The following is a 20,944-nucleotide window of genomic DNA, read 5'->3' as shown; positions in this document are numbered from 1 at the left end:
TATAACAAGATAGCAGCGGTTTAGGTTTGAGAAAAAATGCTATATTGCATCAACATTCGTAAGAATAAGTCGTTTTTAAGACATCAGAACTTTTTTGATGAAGAGAGGAATACTGTTTTTGGTGTTAGTGCTGGCTTTTTCAGCCTGTAAGGTACGGGAGAAGAAGCCGGCAGAGACCGTCATGAAAGAAGAAACACCCCGGAGCGTAGATAAGCCTACGGTGAATTCGGTGGTGGGGAAATACAATTTCATCGATTCGGTTTCTGCCCGGGTATTTATAAAAACCCATATCACGCTGCTGGGAGAGAAGATGTCGCTGGAAAAGCTAAACGAGAGCTTCCGGGTACAATGGACCCTCCAGACCGATTTCGGTATCCGCGAGAAGATCAGCGCGGGTAAGCTGGCCTTCACGCCTGAATTTGCACGTACCCAGGGTGATACCTGCCTGCTTACCTTTGATATTCCGCGGGTAAAAGAGCAACCGGGAGGAATTCTCCTCGTAGAGTTTGTGCACCCGGCTTCAGGAACGAAGTTTTCGTATGACATGGCCATAGATTTCACGGCGAAGCGAAGCAATACCCGGTACGAGATATATAAAAAAGCATCTGACGATATCCCCGATTTTCAGCCTTATGTGTACAGCGGACAGCGCTTTGTGATCAAGTCGGTGAAGCCGTCTTCCGAACCGCTCTTCCTGATTCGGTACCGGAACAACACAAAACCGGCGCTATCGCCCATGTCAGGCACCAAAAGAACGGCAGAAAGCGAATTTGAAATAGCAGAAACCCTGGAGATCAAAGACCGGGAGACCCTGACCCTTACAGAAACCGGGATGTACGTGCTGACCCAGAACCCCGACGAGGTGAAGGATGGCTACGGTTTCCTGGTGGTAGATAAACGGTACCCGCGCGACACCCGCCCCGAAACCCTGAAAGAGGCCCTGGTGTATATGAGCACCTCGAAGGAGATGGAGAATTCAGGCGTATATGAAAACGGGAAAGACGCCATGGACATGTACTTCCTGAACCTGGCCCGGGGCGATCAGAACCTGGCCCGCAGGATCATCAGGAGCTATTATAAGCGGGTGGAAGAGGCCAACGATTTCTTTACTACCTATAAAGAGGGCTGGAAAACCGATAAGGGCATGGTGTACATCATCATGGGGCCGCCGGCCCGTGTGCAGCGTAACCGTACCCGTGAAGTGTGGCTCTACTCCCAGAACCGGAACACCTCGGAAATCATTTATACATTTTATAAAAAACCAAACGTATTTTCAGAACAAAATTATGAGCTGGTGAGGTATCCGGAGTATAGTGCGTTCTGGTACCCTTATGTAGAATCATGGAGAACAGGAAAAGCAGCGGAGTAAAGAAATTTCATAAGCCCGTAAACCGGCCCAATAAAGCCGATTTCATTTTTGGTATTAATTCGGTAGTCGAAACGCTGAAAAGTGAGAAGGAAATAGACAAGATACTGCTTCTGAAAGATATGAAGCACGTGGAAGAAATAGAAACCCTGGCCCGCAACAGGGGAATACCCGTACAGAAGGTCCCCCAGGAACGGCTGAACCGGGTGACCATGAAAAACCACCAGGGCGCCATTGCATTTGTGTCTTCGGTTAATTTTGCCCAGCTTTCCAATGTGGTAACCTCTGTTTTTGAATCGGGAGAAACCCCGCTGGTGTTGATCCTCGACCGTATCACAGATGTGCGGAACTTTGGTGCTATCTGCCGCTCGGCAGAATGCAGCGGGGTGCACGCTGTGGTGCTGCCTGCGCGTGGTGCTGCCCAGATCAACGGCGATGCCATGAAGACTTCTTCGGGCGCTCTGAGCTTTATTCCCGTATGCCGCGAAAGCGACCTGATGAATACGGTGAAATACCTCAAAAATTCAGGCTTCCAGGTGGTGTCCTGTACAGAAAAGGGGAATGACGTGGTGTATGACGTGGATTTTACCCTTCCTACCGCTATCATTATGGGCTCGGAAGAAGACGGGATCACCGATTCGCTCATTGGAGAGTCTGATTACAAGGCCCAGATTCCGCTGAAAGGCAAGGTGGAGTCCTTGAATGTGTCAGTAGCAGCCGGAGTGATCCTTTTTGAGGCGGTGCGGCAAAGGAGCTGAAAGTGTAGCCGGGAGCCGGGCCTGACTTCAATATCGTGCATGTGTGAGAATTCTCTGACGAGCCTTCTCAGGATCCTCACAGATGAAAACCTGTGGGGATCCTGAGCGTTTGCTCGTTGTTATGACCTGTTGGCTTTTGCCACAATCCGCTCCTCTGCCACACTGCCAATCGTAGCCACGTTAAATACGCCCCAGTGATTGACGCTGGCGTTACGGAAGTCATCCTGGTATTTTTTGGTGATGGTCTCCTCTTTCAGGTAGGCGCCGATAGGCGTGGTAGGGAAGATCTCCTCGTAGCTGAGCATCTGGCTGAACGAGATGCGCCGGTAAATATGGCTGCGCGACAGGTTTTTGATGTCGTCGAGGCCGGTGGCACCTATGAGTTCCACTACGCTTTTTACGGTATTGTTGTGGTAATTGGCCACCCGTGTTTTCTTGTCTTCTACTACCAGGCCTACGGTCAGGGCGGGGTCCTGGGTAGCCACGCCCACCGGGCATTTGTTGGTATTGCACTGCAAAGCCTGGATACAGCCCACGGCCAGCATCATGGCCCTGGCTGAATAACAGGCATCTGCACCCAGCGCCAGCGCACGTACAATATGGAAGCCCGAGGTGATCTTCCCGGAAGCAAATACCTTGATGTGTTTTTTGATATCGAGCCCGCGCAGTACGTTCACCACGAAATCCAGGCCGTCGAGCAGCGGCGCCCCCACATAGTTGGAAAACTCCTGCGGTGCGGCACCGGTACCGCCCTCTGCTCCGTCTACCGTGATGAAGTCGGGGTAGGTATCGGTTTCGATCATGGCTTTGCAGATGCTGATAAACTCGCTTTTATGGCCTATGCAAAGCTTGAAGCCTACCGGTTTCCCGCCCGAAAGCCGGCGGCACTGGGTAATGAAATCAATCAGGCCCAGCGGCGAGTCAAACGCTTTATGGAACGGAGGCGAAGCCACCAGCGTATACGGCTCGATATTCCGTGCACGGGCTATCTCCGGGGTGTTTTTGGAAGCCGGGAGGATACCGCCGTGACCGGGTTTGGCCCCCTGGGAGATCTTGATCTCGATCATTTTGATATTCGGATGCTGCGCCCTTTCCTCAAACTGTACGGGGTCAAAACCGCCGTCAGCCGCCCGGCAACCGAAATAACCGGTACCGATCTGCCAGACCACATCGCCGCCGTGCTTCAGGTGGTATTCGCTTACCCCGCCCTCGCCGGTATTGTGCGCAAATCCGCCCAGTTTGGCCCCGCCGTTCATGGCCTCTACGGCATTGCTGCTCAGCGAGCCGAAGCTCATGGCTGATATATTGAGAATGCTGCACGAGTAGGGTTGGGTACAGTCTTTATTGCCCACTTTTATTCTCAGGTTATGATCCATTTTATGGAAATCTTTGGGCGCCATAGAGTGGGCCAGCCATTCGTATCCTTCTGAATACACATCCAGCTGGGTTCCGAAAGGCATGGTGTCGTTTTCCTTCTTGGCCCGCTGGTAAACCGTAGAGCGGTCTACCCGGTTCAGGGGCCGGCCATCAATATCCGATTCAATAAAATACTGGTAAATTTTAGGGCGCATCTCTTCCATAAAAAACCGGAGACGCCCGAATACGGGGTAGATCCGCATAATGGAATGCCGGGTCTGTACCATATCGTAGTACCCCATTCCCGTGAAAAATACCACCGTTCCTAACACCACATACCAGTTAGGGTTCATGTAAACCGACAACAGCAGCAGGAAAATAATCAGGGCCGTTGAGAAAATAACAAACGTCTTACGCATTGTAAACAGGTCAATTTGGATGCAAGCTACAGCGATTTGGGAAATAAAAAAAATGACTTATTGTTATTCAGAATAAATATAAAATAGGACGGATGGAAGAAAAATTGGTATTTTTCGATGCGGGGAATTTATTTGATCGCGACCTGACGGTAACGGAGGATTTTATTTTGTTTTTACGCGGGAAGGAATAAAAAAACCGGGACAACCGAAAAACATCGGCCATCCCGGTTAAAAAACAAAAACGCATTAGATGTTCTGCTTCTTCAACTCATTTACGGCGTGGTCAGCTGCTCTGGCCGTCAGCGCCATATAAGTGAGTGAGGGGTTAACGCAGGAAGAAGAAACCATACAGGCACCGTCAGTGACGTACACGTTTTCAGCTCCCCAAACCTGGTTGTTCCCGTTCAGCACAGAGGTCTTGGGATCACGACCCATCCGCGCAGTACCCATTTCGTGGATACCGATACCCGGTGCTTTTTCTTTGTCGTTATACGAACGAACATTCTTCAGCCCTGCGGCTTCCAGCATGTTCGCAGCCTCGCTTTCCATGGCTACCCGCATTTTCATTTCATTTTCACGCCAGGCTGCATCAAAGTTAATAATGGGAAGTCCCCACTGGTCTTTGTTTTGCGACAGGGTGAAACGGTTTCTCGGGTCAGGCAGGGTTTCACCGAAACCGCCTATGCCGAAGCCCCAGCCACCCAGGTGTGTGTAAGTGGCTTTCAGTTCGGCACCGATCAGGTCGCCGGCACCTTTGTTGCCCCGGCTGCCACCGCCCTGGTAGCCAAATCCGCGCAGGAAGTCGCGCTTATCCGATCCCCAGTTGGCAAACCTCGGAATATACACCCCGTTAGGGCGTTTTCCATAAAAATACATATCTTCAAAGCCTTCCCATGATCCTGATGCGCCTACGCCCAGGTGGTGGTCCATGATGTTTCTTCCCAGCTGGTCTGACTCATTTCCCAGTCCGTTAGGGTGGGTTTTTGATTTCGACTGCATCAGGATCCAGGCCGTACCCATGGCACCGGCATTCAGGAAGATCACCTTGCTGTAGAATTCTTCGGTTTTCTTGGTGTTCCGGTCAATGGTTCTTACACCAATTGCTTTTTTCTTCTCATCGTCAAAGATCACTTCGTAAACGATCTTGTCGTTGACCAGCGTCAGGTTGTTGGTTTTTTCCGCCGCCGGCAGGGTAGCCGCCTGTGTGCTGAAATAAGCGCCGTAAGGACACCCTTTGATACATTTGTTACGGTACTGGCAGCTGGTTCTACCCAGGGCCAGCTGCTCTTCGGTAGGGTTGGTGAGGTGTGCCACACGACCGATGGTCAGGTAACGGCCTTTGAATTTGCTTTCAATGCCTTTTCTCACCTCGCGTTCTACGCAGTTCAGCTCCATGGCCGGCTGGAAATGGCTGTCAGGCAGCACATCCAGGCCGCGCTTTTCGCCGGAGATACCCGCAAATTTTTCTACGTAGCTGTACCAGGGCTCGATATCTTTGTAACGGATAGGCCAGTCAACACCTACTCCTTCTTCGCCATTGGCCGTGAAGTCTCTTTCGTTCCACCGGTAGGTCTGGCGACCCCAGTGCAGCGACTTGCCACCGGTATGGTATGCCCGCATCCAGTCAAAGCGCTGGGTTTCTTCGTAAGGATCTTCACTATCCTTTACAAAAAGGTCTTTGGTAGCTTCGGTAATGGTATAACCGGTCCGGATACCCGCCCAGTAATCTTTCTTCATCTGTTCGGTCAGACGGTTCCGGTGCGGGAAGTCGAACGACTCCTTCATGGCGGTGTCATACCCTTCTATATGTTTTAATTCACGTCCTCTTTCAATCATGAGGACTTTCAGGCCTTTTTCAGTTAATTCTTTTGCTGCCCATCCTCCGGAAATACCTGAGCCTACTACAATGGCGTCGTATGTTACGGATTCTTTTCCTTTTCCTTGAATATTCATTGTTAAACGATGGTTGAAAACGGGTTTATGAATAAGCTCTTTGATCCGGGGTAACCTTCATGCAGGGGTCAAACCTGCCCGGAACCGGGCTGTAGTCGAACGCCTTGGTAACACCATACTCTGATGAGTAGTACCCGAATATGGTAAGGTCGCGAACCAGGGTAAAGAAAGGAATAAGAGGTTCTTTTTTGGTTACATCCTCTTTTTCTTTACCTGTTTCCGCATCCACAATTTTTACCTTTTCGGCATCTTCCTTTTCAGCCCGGGCCTTGTCGCGCATGGTATGCACTACCGCCAGCTTATTGGCTTCATCGAGGGATACAAAGCTTCCGCCCAGTTTTTTGGACTCTGCTTCCAGATCTTTCAGACCCGCTACAAAATGCTTTTGCTGTTCTTCACTGTAACAGTCTTTCAGAAGTATTTCAATCACTTCCGGTGTCCCTGTGTCTTTAGCGCCCGGAGTGTCGGTTTTAGGAATGATCACCTCTGCAATTTCAGCAAGGAGTGAACGTTGATCCGTATCCAGACTAAACCCGGAGGCCGCAGAATCAGAGGGAGACTTACAACTGTTGAGAATGGCAGCTAAACTGGGTGCGGTCACTGCGCCACCCACCATGAGAGCTACTCTCTGTAAGGCTAATCTTCTTTTCACGTATTAATACAAATGTTATGGTTGATGTAAAAACAAGTCTAAAAGTAACGAAGGATGTCAATTTTCCATGAATTATTAGGGTAATTTCTTCCTCAAACACCTCTATATAGAATATGTATAAATAATATCGGCCTGAAATGAAATCGGTTTGTGGAGATAAGATAAAATATTCAGTAGACCAATAAGTCTATTAAATGCTATATAATGTTTTTAGAGCGTAGTTAAATTTTTGTCGGATGTGATGCCTTTGGAGCTCAAAATGTTCATGTCCTGGCGGGTGATCTGTATAACCTTTAAAATTTTATTTTACCGTTTGTGTATTTCTGCTCAGCACCCGGAAGCAGAATATTTACTTTTACCGGAACGGTGGCCGGCATGGAAACGGAACTCCCTGCCCGGCGGCCGGGATTTTTTAGACGATGAACCGAAAACTTATACCCGGCACACTGGTGCTCCTGAAATTCCTCCTGCAATATTTCCTGGTCAGGGAGGTATACGAGCTGCACCGCGATGAATTCCTGCACCTGGACCAGGCCAACCATCCGGCCTGGGGATATCTCTCAATTCCCCCTTTTACCTCCTGGATCTCCCGGCTGATCAGCATGCTGGGTAACTCGGAATTCTGGATTCACTTTTTCCCGGCGCTTTTCGGTGCGCTCACCATGATGCTGGTCTGGAAGCTCACCGCTGAGCTGAAAGGAAACCGGTATGCCAAGATCCTGGCCGCCCTGTGTGTTTTGTTTTCTCCCCTTTTACGACTTAACAGCCTGTTTCAACCTAATTCTTTTGATGTGCTGGCCTGGACGGGCGTATACTATTTCCTGGTAAAATACCTGAACACCCGCCAAGCAAAATGGCTGTATGCGCTGGCCCTGACCTTTGCCCTGGGTTTCCTGAACAAGTACAATATCCTGTTTTTGCTGGCCGGGCTTTTGCCGGCGCTGCTGCTGAGCCCGCACCGTACACTAGTGCTGAAAAAAGAGTTTTACGGTGCCGTCCTGCTGGCTTTCCTGCTCATATTGCCCAATCTCCTGTGGCAGTACACCCACCATTTCCCGGTACTTCACCATATGAAGCTTCTGCAGAAATACCACCTGGCGCACATCAGCAGAACAGGTTTCCTGAAAGATCAGCTGCTGTATGTTATCGGGGCATTACCGGTGGCAATTGCTTCTGTGTATGCATTGCTGTTTTACCGGCCGTTTTCAGCGTACCGGTTTATGGCATGGAGCCTTATCTTTACCCTGGGTATTTTTACGTATTTTAAGGCCAAATCGTATTATGCCCTGGGCCTTTACCCCGTTTACATGGCCTGGGGAGCGGTGTACCTGGAGCGGGCGCTTCAATCGGGCCGCAAAAGGTACCTGCGGCCGCTGGTAGCCGGCCTGCCCGTGCTTTTCATCCTGCTGATTGTGCGCATTGAATTCCCGGTCAGAACGCCTGAAGAGTTTGTGGAATTTGCGAAAGCCCGTCCCGCACTGGGTATGCACCGGTGGGAGGACGGAAAAGAATATCCCCTCTCGCAGGATTTCGCCGATATGATCGGGTGGAAAGAGCTGGCAGAGAAAACGGAGAAGATATACAATGCCCTGCCGGACAAAGACCAGGTGCTGATCCTGTGCGATAATTACGGACAGGCCGGTGCCATCAACTACTATACCCGTGGCCGGCTCCGGGCCAACTCCTTTCACGACGATTATATAGGATGGTTTGACCTCTCTAAACCTTACCGGCACCTGATCAGGGTGAAGAGTGCCGGAAACCGCGTTGAAGAGATGCAGGAAACCGGCCCGTTATTTGAAAGCGGCGTGCTGGCTGACTCAGTAAACAATGTGTTTGCCCGGGAATACAAAACCGACATCTTTGTTTTTAAGAATGCCCGAATCTCTGTCAACGACAGGATACGGGAGGAAATTAAGAGCGAGAAATGGTAATTGAATGATGGGTACCCTTCATGGACTATTACCCGAAGATCTCATCGTACTCATCCTTCTTAAAGCCCACCAGGGTTTTCCCCCGGGCTTCCACTATCGGGCGTTTGATTACGGAGGTATGCTCCTGTATCACCGGGATAGCCGAATGCGGCTCTTCAAGCGCTTTACGGGCCGCCTCGTCAAGGCCCTTATACGTGCTGCTGGCTTTGTTAACTACTTTGTTAATACTTGCGGCAGAGAACCATTCTTCCAGCTTTTCTGCTGAAATTCCTTCCGTTTTAAAATTATGGAAAGAAACCGGTATGTTCTTTTCCTTAAAATAAGTGAGCGTTTTTTTTACGGTGTCGCAGTTAGGGATTCCGTACAATGTAACCATAAAGTAAATGTTATATACAATTAACGGGAGGATCCTGAAATTAGTTCTGCCCGTGAAACGTTAATACTATATCAGATATGCCTATGAAATACACGCTCTGTCTCTTTCTTTTTCTCCCGTTTTTCGCCCATGCCCAGGAGGTAAAATGGCAGCGCAGCCTTGCCGGGGCTTTTGCGGAGGCCCGCAGGCAGGATAAGGTGCTGTTTGTAGAGTTTTATTCACCCACCTGCCCTTATTGCCAGCGTGTAGCCCCGTTTTTTAAAGAAAAGGCTGTAGCCGACCTGTACAATTCGGCGTTTATCAATTACCAGCTGAATGTGGAAACGGAAGAGGCCGTGGCATTTGTGAAATCAGCAGGGCTGGATGTGTACGGTATACCGTATTTCCTCTTTTTCAGGGGAGATTCCACCCTGGTGCATGCCCGTGAGGTCTCGGCTACGCTCAGCTCGGTGCTGCAACCGGGTAAAATGGTAATAGAAAAGACCTACACCGGTGAAAATTATGCCCGCCGTTTCGAGGCCGGCGAACGGAGTGAAAATTTCCTGACCCATTACGCCCTGTTTACCCGGGTGAAGCAGGATACCGTGACCAACAGGAAGGTAGTAGACGCTTTGTGGGAGGTATTTCCTGCAGAAAAGCGTAATTCTGAAACTTCCTGGATCATCCTGAAAAAAGCCCTGACCGATGCCCGGAACGGGTTTGCCGATTACTGGCTCGGTAATGTGCCGCAGGCAACGGCCTATGAGGCGGCATCGGCCCATGGAAATGTGGAAAATGCATTCTCCCGCCTGCTTTACGGAACCCTGTTCAGCCGGGAAGCCGGTACCTTCAGCGCAGCACAATGGAAGACACTGCGGGAAAAGTTTACCCCCGTGCTCGGCGAAAAAGAAACCCGGGGGCTGACCTGGGAAAAGGAAATGCTGGCCCACCTGCGGGAAGGAAACACGGCGGCTGCCGTAAGCACTGGGGAGCAGATGGCCGGGTTTTTTCGCGACGATGCCCCGGGCCTGACCTACCTGGCCGACACCCTGGAGAAAAGCTGCAAAGAAAAGGCCTGCAGCCAGGCCGTTTCAGCCTGGCGGGAATCGGCACGGCATTTGCCGGAGAAAGAAATTAAGAAATGAAGTAACATTCGGGCTTTTTCCGGTGTTCTACTACTATAAAGAGTATTTAACCTAAACAGCCGGAAGCCCCGTTACAGCAAACAGAACAGGCCTGGCGCTGATTGTTTTTAAACATATGAAATTCAAAACCGCTTACTTACTACCCGCATTTTTATGCGCCCTTTTTTTTACTTCCTGCCGTTCGGAATCGAAGCAGGAGCAGGTTGAAGAAACCGTAATAGATAAAACTCATGTCACCTGGGTGCCTGACATCACCGAAGCGCTGGCCAAGGCCAAAGCCACCGGCAAGCTCCTGTTTGTGGAGTGCTATTCGCCCACCTGCCCCGTATGCCAGTCTATTGAACCGTTTTTCAGTGACCCGGAGGTGGCAGAGCGCTACAATACCGATTTTGTAAACTATAAGCTTGATGTGGGCGTGGCAGAGCAGGTGAAGTTCCTTGACGACAGGAACATCTGGCTGCCCAGCTTTCCGCAGTTCCTGTTCTTTGACGGTGACGGTCACCTGGTGCACCAGGGCGAGGTAACGGCCAATTCGGCGTCTCTCCTGGCCGTAGCTACCGATGCCAGAACGCCGGAAAGCCGTACGGGAAATTACAAAGCCCGTTTTGATAAAGGAGACAGGGACTTTGATTTCCTGGTGAAATACGGGGTATATACCCGTCTCACAAAAGATACGACAGCCAACCGTAAAGTGGCCGATGCCTTATTCGAAGTGTTCCCGAAAGACCAGATAAGCAGTGAAACCAGCTGGGCGGCCACCAAAAAAGTGGTGACCAGCGTTGACAACGGCTTCTTTAAATATTGGATCAACCATATCCCGCAGGCCGCTGAACTGGAGAAAAAAGTGGGCCATGCCGGCCAGGAGCTTAATACCCTCGGCATTATTGTGCAAACCTCGGTGGCCAAAGACAGTAAGACCTACGGTACGCAGAAGCTGGCGCAGGTAAAAGAGTATATCCGGAAAGTAGGGGGCGGAGAATACGCCGATACCTATGTTTGGGAACAGGAAGCCCTGGCTAACCTGCGCGAAGGAAAACCCGCAGCCGCCCTGGCCATAGGCCGCAATATGGCAGCGAAGTTTGCAAGCAGCGGCCCTTCACTGGTGTACATTACAAGGGTGTTTAACGATAATTTCCCGGATAACAGCTTCCTGCCTGTAGCCCGTGAATGGCTGAACACCGCCGGCCCCCTGGTGACCGAGCCTAACCAGAAAGCCGAATACCATTATGAGCTGGCCCGCCTGAGCCTGAAAGGCGGAGACAGGGCCGCTGCCGCCCAGCATGCCGGCGAGGCATTAAAGCTGGCAGGCTCTGCCGGTGCCGACCTGAAGAAATTTAATGACCTGGTGAACTCAGTGAAGTAGATATATGCGTATAACACTTTTTCTGATTATTTCGATAATTAGCATTTTCCCGGCGCCGGCCCAGGAAAAAGTGCAATGGGAACCCAACGTACAGCAGGCGCTTGACAAAGCGAAGGCCTCCGGGAAGCTGCTTTTTGTGGAAGCTTACCTGCCTACCTGTCCGGCCTGCCAGGCTATGGAACCCAATTTTTCCGATAAGGAAGTAGCACGGAAATTCAATACGGGGTTTGTGAATTACAAGATGGACCTTAGCGTGGAAGGGGCCCGCAAGTTCCTGGACGACCGGAAGATCGAGATCCCGAGCTTCCCGCAGTTCCTCTTTTTTGACGGAGACGGCCGGCTGGTGCATCACGGGGAAGCCAACCCTACACCGGCTTCTGTGCTGGAGGTGGCTGAAGAAGCCCTGGATCCTGCACAATGGAGCTCTAATTACAGAACCCGGTTTGACCAGGGGTACCGTGATATGGCTTTCCTGGTGAAATTTGGGGCCTATACCCGTGTAAGTATGGACACGCTGTATAACCACAAGGTAGCAGACACCCTTTACGAACTGTTCCCGAAAGAAGACCTGGGCAGTAGCCTGAGCTGGTCGCTTACCAAACGGGTAGTGACCGATACGGATAACGGGTTTTTCAGGTACTGGATCGAGCATGTGCCCCGTGCGGCAGAGCTGGAAAAAGCGGGCGGACATCCCGGCTATGAAATGAATGCGCTGGGACTGATCGTGCAGCGTACGGTTTTCAGCCCGGCCAGTAAAAAATACAGCGTGGCGCAGGTGAATCTTCTGAAAGGCTATATGGAAAAGATAGGAGCAGGGCAGTATGTGGATACGTTTCTCTGGGAGCACAGCGCGCTGGCTTACCTGCGCGAGGGGAAAAAGGCCGAGGCACTGGCTGCCGGGGAAAAGGCCGCCGGGTTTTTCCGCGACAGCGGACCATCACTGATCTATGTCACCCATATTTTTAACGATAATTTCCCGGATACGGGGTACATTGCATCGGCTACCGGTTGGCTGAACACAGCCCGGCCCCTGCTGAAAGACAATGCCTACCTGGCCGAATATCACTATGAGCTGAGCCGTTTAAATAAACGGGCCGGTGATATAGCAGAAGCCGGGAAAAATGCCACCGAAGCGCTGAGGCTGGCCCGCCTGGCCCAGATTAGCACAGACCGGTTTGAAGTGCTGGTCAATGGCCGTTAAGCATGTACGCTTAGTGCGCCTTTTGAACAGAGGCGTCGGAGAGCGTGATGAGGCCTTCGCGGTATAGTCCGCCTATGGCCTTTTTAAAAGCTTTTTTACTCATACCCAGCTGATCCTGTATATCTATGGGGTCTGAGGCATCGCTCAGGTGAAGTATGCCGCCGTTGCTTTCCAGCTTTTCCATAATTACACGGGCGTTTTCATCGCGTGCATTCAGGAAACCCAGGGGCTGAAGAGAAACATCGATCTTGCCGTCTTCCCGGATATTTTTTATGTAACCCGTGGTTTGATCGCCCCAGGCCAGCCGGCGGAAGATCTCATTTTCATAGACCAGGCCTTTGTAGCGGTTATTGATGATGACATTGTACCCCAGGTCTGTTTTTTCATAGACCAGGATGTCTGCCTTCTGGTTTTCTTCCAGCTCGATGGTGTCGTTATTCTGAAAGAATTTATTGATTTTGGCGGAGGCCACCAGGCGGTCGGTCTCTTCGTCAAGATAGAGGTAAACCGGTACCCATTGCCCGTTCTGAAGCTTATGGTTTTGCTCTTTAAAGGGCACGAACAGGTCTTTTTCCAGGCCCCAGTCCAGGAAGGCACCAATAGGCGATACCGCCACTACTTCGAGGATAGCAAACTGGTTGAGCAGGATAGCCGGGGTAAGGGTGGTAGCAATCAGGCGGTCTTCTGAGTCGCGGTAAATGAATACCTCAATTTCACCGCCCATTTCTATGTTCTCAGGAATGTATTTGTGAGGAAGAAGTACGTCATTGCCTTCTGCATCGCCCAGGTAAAGTCCTACGCTGGTGGCCCGTAAGACCTGGAGTGTGTTGTATTTGCCTACTTCCATACGCTTGTTTTGGATGTAAAGATACAACGGGAGAGCAGATAGTAGTTAAAAACTAAAAGTTAAAAGTTAAAAGTTGCGGAACAATTGTACATTAACTTTTAACTTTTAACTTTTAGTTTTTAGCTTTTAACTTAATCCACGTTCGGTTGCGGTGTATAACGCAGATACGGCTTCACCTCTTTCACGCCTTTCGGGAATTTCTTGATGGCATCTTCCGTAGAGATAGACGGAGATACGATCGTGTCTTCTCCCTGTTTCCAGTCAGCCGGTGTAGCTACCGAATAATTGGAGGTCAGCTGGATGGAGTCTACTACCCGGAGAATCTCCTGGAAATTCCGGCCGGTAGAGGCAGGATAGGTTAAGGTCAGCTTGATCTTCTTATCGGGCCCGATAATAAATACCGATCTCACTGTGGCTTTTTCTGAAGCGTTCGGGTGAATCATATCGTAGAGTTCGGCTACCTTGCGTCCCTCGTCGGCAATAATAGGAAAATTGAATTTAACGTTGTTAACTTCTTCGATATCCGGGATCCAGCGACGGTGAGAATCCAGGTCATCCACTGAAACGGCGATTATTTTTACGCCCCGCTTGGCAAAATCGTCTTTCAACAGAGCCGTCATTCCCAGCTCTGTCGTACAAACAGGTGTGAAGTCTGCAGGGTGAGAAAACAGCAATCCCCAGGAATCGCCGAGCCATTCGTGAAAACTGATCTGACCGTCAGTGGTATTCGCTGTAAAGTCAGGTGCAGTATCTCCAAGTCTAAGTGACATAATGTTGAAAATTTTGATTTAACAATTAAACTACCAGTTTGGTAGACTAATGCAAATAACGCGATTATTTTTAAGAAAGCCCTGAAAAAATAAAATTATTTCCGATTTTTACTTTTTAAACTAACCGTTAATGCTTGAGACCCGTTCGTTGGAGTTCCACTACGGCGAATCCGCCCGTTTTGACTTTCCGGATGTCCGCTGCGCTTCAGGAGAAACCCTGCTGATATTGGGAAATTCGGGTTCCGGGAAGACCACCTTCCTTAACCTGATGGCTCTTCTGCTGATGCCTGCCAGAGGCGAGGTGCAGATCAACGGAACCCGCACCACCACCCTCCCGTTAAGTGCGCTTCCGGGTTTTCGTGCCCGGAATATCGGCCTGGTATTCCAGAAACCCTATTTCGTCAATGCCCTGAATGTCAAAGATAACCTTTTAATGGCCAATTATTTTGCCGGTAACCCGCCCGATAAGGCGAGGGTAGACCACCTGGCAGACTCGTTGGGCTTTTCGGCCCTGCTTCACAAAAGAATCACCGAGCTCAGCGGCGGCGAGCAGCAGCGGGTAGGCATTGCCCGGGCGCTGATGAATTCGGCCAGCCTGATCCTGGCCGATGAGCCCACTTCTGCACTCGACGACCTGAACTGCCGGAAGGTGGCCGATTTGCTGGAGGTGCAGGCCAAAGAAAACGGGGCCGCACTGGTCATCGTTACCCACGATCAACGTTTGAAAACCCGGTTTCCGAATCAAATTACTTTGTAATCATGCTGCTGAAAATAGTCTGGAAAAATATAGTTGATAAGAAGCTGAACAGTATCCTGGCCGTTTTGCTCATGGCTTTCGGTATTGGCATTATCTCCCTGCTTATTACCGTGGGGAAACAGCTCCAGGATAAATTTGCCAAGAATATCTCGGGAGTTGATATGGTGGTAGGCGCCAAGGGCAGTCCCCTGCAGCTTATCCTTTCGGGTGTGTACCAGATTGATTCCCCCACAGGGAATATCGCCCTTAGCGAGCTGGATATGCTCCGTACCAACCCGCTGGTGAAAGAGGTGATCCCGCTTTCGATGGGCGACAATTACCAAGGCTACCGGATTGTGGGCAGCAATGAAAAATACCTGCAGCACTTTAAAGCCGAACTGACTCAGGGACGTGTTTTTGAGCGACCCATGGAAGTAGTTGTGGGGGCCACGGTAGCGCGTAACCTGGAGCTGAAGCTGAACGACACGTTTGCCAGCTCGCACGGGTACGATAAAGAAGGGCATACGCATGAAGATCAGCGCTATACCGTGGTGGGTATCCTGGATTATACCAACTCGGTGCTGGATAACCTGCTGGTAAGCAACCTGGAAAGTGTATGGCAGGTTCATGCCGGGCATGAGGAGCACGGAGATCATGAGGAGCCAGACGGGCATGATGAGCACGGGGAAGAAGATGCTGGCCATGAGCCGGAGGTCACCTGTGCCCTGGTCAAGTTCCGTTCGCCCATGGGCATGATGTCACTGCCCCGGCTGATCAACCAGAATACCAAAATGCAGGCCGCTTTGCCGGCCATTGAAGTCAACCGGCTTTTTGAGCTGATGGGGATTGGAATGGATGCCGTGAAGGCCCTGGCCGCTGCCATTATGCTCATCAGCGGGGTGAGTGTTTTTATTACCCTCTTCAATGCGCTTAAAGAAAGAAAATACGAGCTGGCCCTGATGCTTTCTATGGGTGGAACACGGATTAAGCTGTTTTTCATGCTCCTGCTGGAAGGGATCTTCCTGGCATTGTCAGGATATGTATTGGGTATACTTTTCAGCAGAACGGGCCTGTGGCTGGCCTCAGGTGCCCTGAAAAGAGGGTATAATTATAGCCTGCAGCAGCAATTCCTCCAGAAAGAGGAAATTTATTTGCTCGTATTAGCGTTATGCATAGGTATAGTTGCAGCCGTTATTCCTTCATCGGGAATTTATAAAATTAATATTTCAAAAACTTTAGCAAATGAGTAAAAAGCTGATTTTGTCCCTGTTATTCGTGCCGGCCGTAGTGTTTGCCGCTAACCCCGTTAAGATAACCTGGGAACAGTTAAGTGATGTTACCTTTAAAAAGAAATGGAATGCTACCGAGAACATGTTCCTGCTGGAGCCGCAGTTCGGACCCAAAGTGCTCGAATTGAAAGGGAAGGAGGTGCAGCTGGGCGGTTATATGATCCCTGTAGATGTGGATGCCAACTATTATGTTCTGTCTTCTAACCCGTTTGCTTCCTGTTTTTTCTGCGGCGGGGCAGGCCCGGAATCGGTGGTCTCGATCAAATTTAAGAAAGTGACCAAAAGATTTAATACCGATGATAAGGTAACCATTAAGGGAATCCTGCGTCTCAATGTAGATGATATCAATGATCTGAATTATATATTGGAAGGGGCGGAGGTGCTTTAATTCCGGGTGGAAAGTTGGAAGTAGAAAGTTCCGGGTGGAGAGTTCCGGGTGGAAAGTTGGAAGTAGAGAGTTCCGAGTAGAGAGTTCCGGGTGGAAAGTAGGTGTCGCCTTTTTGCTCGGATATACATGGCGAACTTTTATTCGACAGGATGTGACCCCGAAGGGGTCAAATATTTGTAGAATACAGGTAGCACCCGGCACGACCGACCCCGAAGGGGTCGAATAGGGGGGATTAACGCTGTTTTCGTTAAAAAGTTAAATTTCCCGGTAACCGGATAAAGAATACAACACAAAATTTTTGGTTTTACATATTAACATAAACGGTATGAATAAGAAGCTTTTCCTGCTTGTTGCTTTTTTGGGAATAGGTATAAGCACTTCTTTTGCGCAAAATTATAATAACTGGGCGGTAGGCCTTAAAGTAGGTGAGCCGGTAGGCCTGAACGTTAGGAAATACTTTGACGGCGGTTCCAAGAACGTAGACGTCAATTTCGGTACGTACGGCTTTTTGTGGGGCCGCACCCGGGAATACAACAAAAAGCCTTACTACAACCAGACCGGCCTGATGGTGCAGGGAATTTTCCACTGGAACAAGCAGCTGGGGTCGGCTGAACGCTTCCAGGTGTATTACGGTTTCGGCGGACAGGTGAATTCCCGCAAAACCGTGCCGCCGGTAGGAAACAATGTAGCCCAGAAACAGATTTCGCTGGGAGGGGTGCTGAACAGTGGTTTGGAGTATAGTCTGCCGCAGAATGACCTGAGCATTTTTGCTGACCTGGGCCTGTATGTGGAGCTGGCTCCGAAGATCCTCTATATGGCTGTACCCGCCAATGTGGGTGTAAGATTAAATATTGGCAGGTAATTCCAACCTTTTGGACGGGCATTTAGTCTATATACTAAAAGCCCCTCCAACTATGGATAAAATCAGACTTGTAAGAAACACGACCGTCCCGGCAGAGTCGGTGATTTATCTGAAAGCGGAATCAAACTATTCAGAAGTTTTTTTCGCAGACGGAACCGTGATGACCTTGTCCAAAACATTAAAGCGGCTGGAGCCGCTGCTGCGGCCTTTCGGTTTTTTCAGGCCGCATAAATCCTTCCTGATCAATCCCAGTCATGTGGTATCCACTTCGGTATACGAAGACCGTCCGAATATTGTGCTGTCCAATAATCACCAGGTAGAAATAAGCCGGAGGCGGAAGAACGATATCCTGGAGATCCGCCGGAATAAGCTGATCTGAGGTCGGGTTTTGGAGTGTGATACGTTGGTATTCCGATAAAATAAAAGCGAGTCAAAACTGACCCGCTTTTATATTGAATTATTCTCTAAAACCGATGATCATTTATCTTTTATCGAGATCCACATAGTGTCTTTTGGTAGCGCCGGTATAAATCTGCCGCGGTCTGCCGATAGCCTGGCCTGAATCGCGCAGCTCCAGCCATTGGGCAATCCAGCCCGGTAGTCTTCCTATGGCAAACATCACTGTAAACATGTTGGTTGGTATGCCCAGTGCCCGGTAGATGATCCCCGAATAGAAGTCTACGTTCGGGTACAGCTTGCGCGATACGAAATATTCGTCTTTCAGCGCTGCTTCTTCCAGTCCTTTGGCAATTTCCAGTACAGGGTCGTTTACGCCCAGCTTGCTCAGCACGTCGTCGGCTGCTTTTTTAATGATCTTGGCGCGGGGGTCAAAGTTCTTATACACCCGGTGTCCGAAGCCCATCAGGCGGAAAGATGAATTTTTATCTTTCGCCATGGCGATGTATTTGTTTACGTCGCCTCCGTCTTCCCGGATCGCCTCCAGCATTTCGATCACCTCCTGGTTGGCTCCGCCGTGAAGCGGTCCCCACAAGGCCGAGATACCGGCTGAGATGCTGGCATAGATATTGGCTTTGGATGAGCCTACAAGCCGCACGGTGGAAGTGGAGCAGTTCTGCTCGTGGTCAGCATGCAGAATAAGCAGCTTATTCAGCGCACCTGCCACAATCGGATCTACTTCATAGTTCTCTACCGGCAGGGCAAACATCATGTGCAGGAAATTGGAACAATAGTCCAGGTGGTTTTTAGGATAATTGATCGGGTGTCCCTGCGATTTTTTGTAGCACCAGGTAGCAATGGTCGGGAATTTCGCCAACAGCCGGCGGATATGCGTTTCCGTGAAGTCGCCGCTGTTCTTTTTGTGATTATCCGGGTAGAAGCTCGACATGGCCCCAACCAGTGAAGACATCACACCCATCGGGTGAGCATTAACGGGGAATCCGTCAAAAATTTTGCGCATATCTTCATTCACCAGCGACCGGGTAGTTACCTCGTGCTTGAATTTGGCGTATTGCTCTTTGGAAGGAAGGTCTCCGTAAATCAACAGGTAAGCCACTTCAAGAAACTCTGCTTTTTCAGCCAACTCTTCTATCGGGTAACCTCTGTAGTGCAGGATACCCTCTTCTCCGTCAAGGAAAGTAATACCGCTGTATGTAGAGCCTGTATTTTTAAAACCTTCATCTATCGTGATGTATCCTGTCTTGGATCGTAAAGCTGAAATGTCGATAGCTTTTTCTTTTTCTGTGCCTTCAATCACCGGGAACTCATATTCCTGTCCCTCAATGATCATCTTAACCGTTTCTTGCATTAGTCGATTAGGTCTGGTTATCCAGGTTTTGTTTACTTATTTGTTGCTAAAATACTCAGAAAAGTACTAAACCCCAAAGAAAAATTGAAAATATGGTAAAAAGGCACAGAAAGTAAGAAAATGGGCAAAACGGGCCTTCTTTTCGCTATTCTTTATTTTGTTTTTGGTGCTGATATTTTACTTTTCAGCGGATTATCTACAAATTGCAGATAGAAATTTAACTTTATTCAGTTTATGTCTATAACAGAGTCATTCAAAGAGACTATAGTGAACGGTTATACCAGTAAAGGAGACTCGCTGATCCTGGGTGCCGCCAAGCTAAACGGTGAAGTGGTGCCGGGTACACAGGTGAAAGTGCCGCTTAAAACCATGAACCGTCACGGGCTGATTGCCGGAGCTACCGGTACCGGCAAAACAAAGACCCTCCAGGGAATAGCCGAAGGGCTCTCGAAGGCCAGTGTTCCGGTGCTGTTAATGGACATCAAGGGAGATCTCAGCGGCCTGGCTGAGCCGGGATCAGCCGAACCTTTTATCCTGGAGCGGAGCAATGCCGCAGGGGTAGCCTATACTCCCCAGGGTTTCCCGGTAGAATTCCTGAGCCTCAGCGATGAGAAAGGCGCCCGGCTGCGGGCTACCGTTTCCGAGTTCGGCCCTATTCTTCTGGCTAAAATACTCGGGCTGAACGACACCCAGGAGGGGATTGTTTCCGTAATTTTTAAGTTTTGCGACGATCATCAGCTTCCTTTGCTCGATCTCAAAGATTTCATCCGCGTGATCCAGTACGTGGGCAAAGAAGGAAAAGCCGAGTTTGAAACCAGCTACGGCAAGATGTCTACCACCTCGCTGGGTACTATCCTCCGGAAGGTCATTGAATTGCAGCACCAGGGAGCCGATCTGTTTTTCGGGGAGCGCTCCTTTGATGTAGATGACCTCATGCGGATTGACAACCAGGGCAGGGGCATTATTTCCATTCTCCGGGTGATTGACCTGATGGACCGGCCCAAGCTGTTTTCCACCTTTATGCTGAGCCTGCTGGCCGAGCTGTATTCCACCCTGCCGGAGGCCGGCGATGAAGACCGGCCCAAGCTGGTTATTTTTATAGATGAGGCCCACCTGGTATTCCAGGAGGCATCTAAAGCCCTTTTGCAGCAGATTGAAACCGTGATTAAGCTGATACGCTCCAAAGGGGTGGGTATCTATTTCTGTACCCAGAACCCGCAGGATGTGCCTGCGTCTGTGCTTTCGCAGCTGGGACTGAAAGTACAGCATGCTTTAAGGGCGTTTACGGCCAATGACCGCAAAACCATTAAAGAAGCGGCTCAGAACTACCCCGAAACGCAGTTTTATAAGACAGAAGAAGTGCTTACCCAGATGGGAATCGGTGAAGCGCTGGTTACCTGCCTGAATGAAAAGGGTATCCCTACTCCGCTGGCTGTTACCTATATCCTTCCGCCCGAAAGCCGGATGGATGTGCTTTCCGATACCGAGATCAGCAGCATCGTGGCCGGCTCTTCGATTGTCAGGAAGTACAACGAAGTGATAGACCGGGAAAGCGCTTACGAAATCCTGAATGATAAGCTTTCTTCTCCGGAAGAAGCGCCTGCAGCACCGGCTCAGAGAGGCCGGCCTAAGGTAGAAAAATCTACGCTCGATACCATTTTAAGCAGTTCGGCAGGCAAGCAGATGGCCCGTACAGCCGCCAACCTGATCACCCGCACGCTGCTGGGCGCCATAGGTTTCTCAGGAACCACCACCCGGAAGAAAAAATCGACCAGCTGGTTCTGA

19 protein-coding genes are annotated in these 20,944 nt (G+C 50.0%); 12 read left to right on the top strand and 7 right to left on the bottom strand.

The genetic code is table 11. The features are described 5' to 3' along the window. Positions 1 to 97: 97 nt before the first annotated feature. Both AB2U10_RS15575 and rlmB read left to right on the top strand, forming a co-directional pair. Positions 98 to 1,369: a GWxTD domain-containing protein gene (locus AB2U10_RS15575; protein WP_367915709.1), complete on the top strand. Its 1,272-nt coding sequence runs from the start codon at positions 98 to 100 to the stop codon at positions 1,367 to 1,369. Next, positions 1,342 to 2,124: a 23S rRNA (guanosine(2251)-2'-O)-methyltransferase RlmB gene (gene rlmB / locus AB2U10_RS15570; RefSeq protein WP_367915710.1), complete on the top strand. Its 783-nt coding sequence runs from the start codon at positions 1,342 to 1,344 to the stop codon at positions 2,122 to 2,124. Before AB2U10_RS15575 ends, rlmB begins: the two co-directional genes overlap by 28 nt. Positions 2,125 to 2,243: 119 nt before the next feature. Here rlmB and AB2U10_RS15565 read toward each other — a convergent pair whose 3' ends face one another. The 3 genes from AB2U10_RS15565 to AB2U10_RS15555 all read right to left on the bottom strand — a co-directional run bounded on the left by AB2U10_RS15565 (position 2,244) and on the right by AB2U10_RS15555 (position 6,504). After that, positions 2,244 to 3,899: an FMN-binding glutamate synthase family protein gene (locus AB2U10_RS15565; protein WP_367915711.1), complete on the bottom strand. Its 1,656-nt coding sequence runs from the start codon at positions 3,897 to 3,899 to the stop codon at positions 2,244 to 2,246. 246 nt (positions 3,900 to 4,145) lie between these two features. After that, positions 4,146 to 5,852, bottom strand: a complete 1,707-nt coding sequence (locus AB2U10_RS15560; protein WP_367915712.1) for a GMC oxidoreductase — start codon at positions 5,850 to 5,852, stop codon at positions 4,146 to 4,148. 25 nt (positions 5,853 to 5,877) lie between these two features. Then, a complete protein-coding gene (locus AB2U10_RS15555; RefSeq protein ID WP_367915713.1) occupies positions 5,878 to 6,504 on the bottom strand; it encodes a gluconate 2-dehydrogenase subunit 3 family protein in 627 nt (208 codons plus the stop codon). Between the two features lie 419 nt (positions 6,505 to 6,923). On the opposite strand from AB2U10_RS15555, the gene AB2U10_RS15550 reads away from it, so the two are divergent. After that, a complete protein-coding gene (locus AB2U10_RS15550) occupies positions 6,924 to 8,438 on the top strand; it encodes a glycosyltransferase family 39 protein (protein WP_367915714.1) in 1,515 nt (504 codons plus the stop codon). Between the two features lie 28 nt (positions 8,439 to 8,466). Here the strand turns inward: AB2U10_RS15550 and AB2U10_RS15545 are convergent, their stop codons facing one another. Continuing rightward, complete coding sequence (locus tag AB2U10_RS15545; RefSeq protein WP_367915715.1) at positions 8,467 to 8,814, bottom strand: Spx/MgsR family RNA polymerase-binding regulatory protein; 348 nt, start codon at positions 8,812 to 8,814, stop codon at positions 8,467 to 8,469. Positions 8,815 to 8,897: 83 nt separating this feature from the next. Between AB2U10_RS15545 and AB2U10_RS15540 the strand changes: the two genes are divergently transcribed. The 3 genes from AB2U10_RS15540 to AB2U10_RS15530 all read left to right on the top strand — a co-directional run bounded on the left by AB2U10_RS15540 (position 8,898) and on the right by AB2U10_RS15530 (position 12,502). Then, a complete protein-coding gene (locus tag AB2U10_RS15540; RefSeq protein WP_367915716.1) occupies positions 8,898 to 9,938 on the top strand; it encodes a thioredoxin family protein in 1,041 nt (346 codons plus the stop codon). A 115-nt stretch (positions 9,939 to 10,053) separates the two neighbouring features. After that, the gene (locus AB2U10_RS15535) at positions 10,054 to 11,301 is read left to right on the top strand and encodes a thioredoxin family protein (protein WP_367915717.1); all 1,248 of its coding nucleotides are present in this window, start codon (positions 10,054 to 10,056) and stop codon (positions 11,299 to 11,301) included. Between the two features lie 4 nt (positions 11,302 to 11,305). Next, positions 11,306 to 12,502: a DUF255 domain-containing protein gene (locus tag AB2U10_RS15530; RefSeq protein WP_367915718.1), complete on the top strand. Its 1,197-nt coding sequence runs from the start codon at positions 11,306 to 11,308 to the stop codon at positions 12,500 to 12,502. A gap of 10 nt (positions 12,503 to 12,512) precedes the next feature. Here the strand turns inward: AB2U10_RS15530 and AB2U10_RS15525 are convergent, their stop codons facing one another. Then, positions 12,513 to 13,349 (bottom strand): CvfB family protein, encoded by an 837-nt coding sequence (locus AB2U10_RS15525; protein WP_367915719.1) that lies wholly within the window; start codon positions 13,347 to 13,349, stop codon positions 12,513 to 12,515. Between the two features lie 131 nt (positions 13,350 to 13,480). Further along, complete coding sequence (locus tag AB2U10_RS15520) at positions 13,481 to 14,119, bottom strand: peroxiredoxin (protein WP_367915720.1); 639 nt, start codon at positions 14,117 to 14,119, stop codon at positions 13,481 to 13,483. A gap of 130 nt (positions 14,120 to 14,249) precedes the next feature. Here AB2U10_RS15520 and AB2U10_RS15515 point away from each other — a divergent pair, with 130 nt between their 5' ends. The 5 genes from AB2U10_RS15515 to AB2U10_RS15495 all read left to right on the top strand — a co-directional run bounded on the left by AB2U10_RS15515 (position 14,250) and on the right by AB2U10_RS15495 (position 17,773). Continuing rightward, entirely contained in the window at positions 14,250 to 14,876 is a 627-nt protein-coding gene (locus tag AB2U10_RS15515) for an ABC transporter ATP-binding protein (protein ID WP_367915721.1), read from the top strand. 2 nt (positions 14,877 to 14,878) lie between these two features. Continuing rightward, positions 14,879 to 16,105 (top strand): ABC transporter permease, encoded by a 1,227-nt coding sequence (locus AB2U10_RS15510; protein ID WP_367915722.1) that lies wholly within the window; start codon positions 14,879 to 14,881, stop codon positions 16,103 to 16,105. Further along, complete coding sequence (locus tag AB2U10_RS15505) at positions 16,098 to 16,532, top strand: DUF3299 domain-containing protein (protein WP_367915723.1); 435 nt, start codon at positions 16,098 to 16,100, stop codon at positions 16,530 to 16,532. The genes AB2U10_RS15510 and AB2U10_RS15505 overlap by 8 nt, the downstream gene beginning before the upstream one ends. A gap of 325 nt (positions 16,533 to 16,857) precedes the next feature. Then, positions 16,858 to 17,394: a hypothetical protein gene (locus AB2U10_RS15500; protein WP_367915724.1), complete on the top strand. Its 537-nt coding sequence runs from the start codon at positions 16,858 to 16,860 to the stop codon at positions 17,392 to 17,394. Between the two features lie 52 nt (positions 17,395 to 17,446). Next, complete coding sequence (locus AB2U10_RS15495; protein WP_367915725.1) at positions 17,447 to 17,773, top strand: LytR/AlgR family response regulator transcription factor; 327 nt, start codon at positions 17,447 to 17,449, stop codon at positions 17,771 to 17,773. Positions 17,774 to 17,875: 102 nt separating this feature from the next. On the opposite strand, the gene AB2U10_RS15490 is transcribed toward AB2U10_RS15495, so the two are convergent. Then, entirely contained in the window at positions 17,876 to 19,159 is a 1,284-nt protein-coding gene (locus AB2U10_RS15490) for a citrate synthase (RefSeq protein WP_367915726.1), read from the bottom strand. A 234-nt stretch (positions 19,160 to 19,393) separates the two neighbouring features. Here AB2U10_RS15490 and AB2U10_RS15485 point away from each other — a divergent pair, with 234 nt between their 5' ends. Further along, positions 19,394 to 20,944: a helicase HerA-like domain-containing protein gene (locus AB2U10_RS15485; protein WP_367915727.1), complete on the top strand. Its 1,551-nt coding sequence runs from the start codon at positions 19,394 to 19,396 to the stop codon at positions 20,942 to 20,944.

Origin of the sequence: Leadbetterella sp. DM7 (assembly GCF_040829825.2) — a bacterium.
Lineage (GTDB): Bacteria > Bacteroidota > Bacteroidia > Cytophagales > Spirosomataceae > Leadbetterella.
Note: the sequence above shows the minus strand (reverse complement) of the source record. Positions and strands in the feature narration are given on the sequence as shown.

What these genes read in the sequence shown, in the direction of transcription:
- AB2U10_RS15575 (WP_367915709.1), top strand. Translation starts at nt 98, where the DNA reads ATGAAGAGAGGAATACTGTTTTTGGTGTTAGTGCTGGCTTTTTCAGCC.
- rlmB (WP_367915710.1), top strand. Translation starts at nt 1,342, where the DNA reads ATGGAGAACAGGAAAAGCAGCGGAGTAAAGAAATTTCATAAGCCCGTA.
- AB2U10_RS15565 (WP_367915711.1), bottom strand. Translation starts at nt 3,899, where the DNA reads ATGCGTAAGACGTTTGTTATTTTCTCAACGGCCCTGATTATTTTCCTG.
- AB2U10_RS15560 (WP_367915712.1), bottom strand. Translation starts at nt 5,852, where the DNA reads ATGAATATTCAAGGAAAAGGAAAAGAATCCGTAACATACGACGCCATT.
- AB2U10_RS15550 (WP_367915714.1), top strand. Translation starts at nt 6,924, where the DNA reads ATGAACCGAAAACTTATACCCGGCACACTGGTGCTCCTGAAATTCCTC.
- AB2U10_RS15545 (WP_367915715.1), bottom strand. Translation starts at nt 8,814, where the DNA reads ATGGTTACATTGTACGGAATCCCTAACTGCGACACCGTAAAAAAAACG.
- AB2U10_RS15540 (WP_367915716.1), top strand. Translation starts at nt 8,898, where the DNA reads ATGAAATACACGCTCTGTCTCTTTCTTTTTCTCCCGTTTTTCGCCCAT.
- AB2U10_RS15535 (WP_367915717.1), top strand. Translation starts at nt 10,054, where the DNA reads ATGAAATTCAAAACCGCTTACTTACTACCCGCATTTTTATGCGCCCTT.
- AB2U10_RS15530 (WP_367915718.1), top strand. Translation starts at nt 11,306, where the DNA reads ATGCGTATAACACTTTTTCTGATTATTTCGATAATTAGCATTTTCCCG.
- AB2U10_RS15525 (WP_367915719.1), bottom strand. Translation starts at nt 13,349, where the DNA reads ATGGAAGTAGGCAAATACAACACACTCCAGGTCTTACGGGCCACCAGC.
- AB2U10_RS15520 (WP_367915720.1), bottom strand. Translation starts at nt 14,119, where the DNA reads ATGTCACTTAGACTTGGAGATACTGCACCTGACTTTACAGCGAATACC.
- AB2U10_RS15515 (WP_367915721.1), top strand. Translation starts at nt 14,250, where the DNA reads ATGCTTGAGACCCGTTCGTTGGAGTTCCACTACGGCGAATCCGCCCGT.
- AB2U10_RS15510 (WP_367915722.1), top strand. Translation starts at nt 14,879, where the DNA reads ATGCTGCTGAAAATAGTCTGGAAAAATATAGTTGATAAGAAGCTGAAC.
- AB2U10_RS15505 (WP_367915723.1), top strand. Translation starts at nt 16,098, where the DNA reads ATGAGTAAAAAGCTGATTTTGTCCCTGTTATTCGTGCCGGCCGTAGTG.
- AB2U10_RS15500 (WP_367915724.1), top strand. Translation starts at nt 16,858, where the DNA reads ATGAATAAGAAGCTTTTCCTGCTTGTTGCTTTTTTGGGAATAGGTATA.
- AB2U10_RS15495 (WP_367915725.1), top strand. Translation starts at nt 17,447, where the DNA reads ATGGATAAAATCAGACTTGTAAGAAACACGACCGTCCCGGCAGAGTCG.
- AB2U10_RS15490 (WP_367915726.1), bottom strand. Translation starts at nt 19,159, where the DNA reads ATGCAAGAAACGGTTAAGATGATCATTGAGGGACAGGAATATGAGTTC.
- AB2U10_RS15485 (WP_367915727.1), top strand. Translation starts at nt 19,394, where the DNA reads ATGTCTATAACAGAGTCATTCAAAGAGACTATAGTGAACGGTTATACC.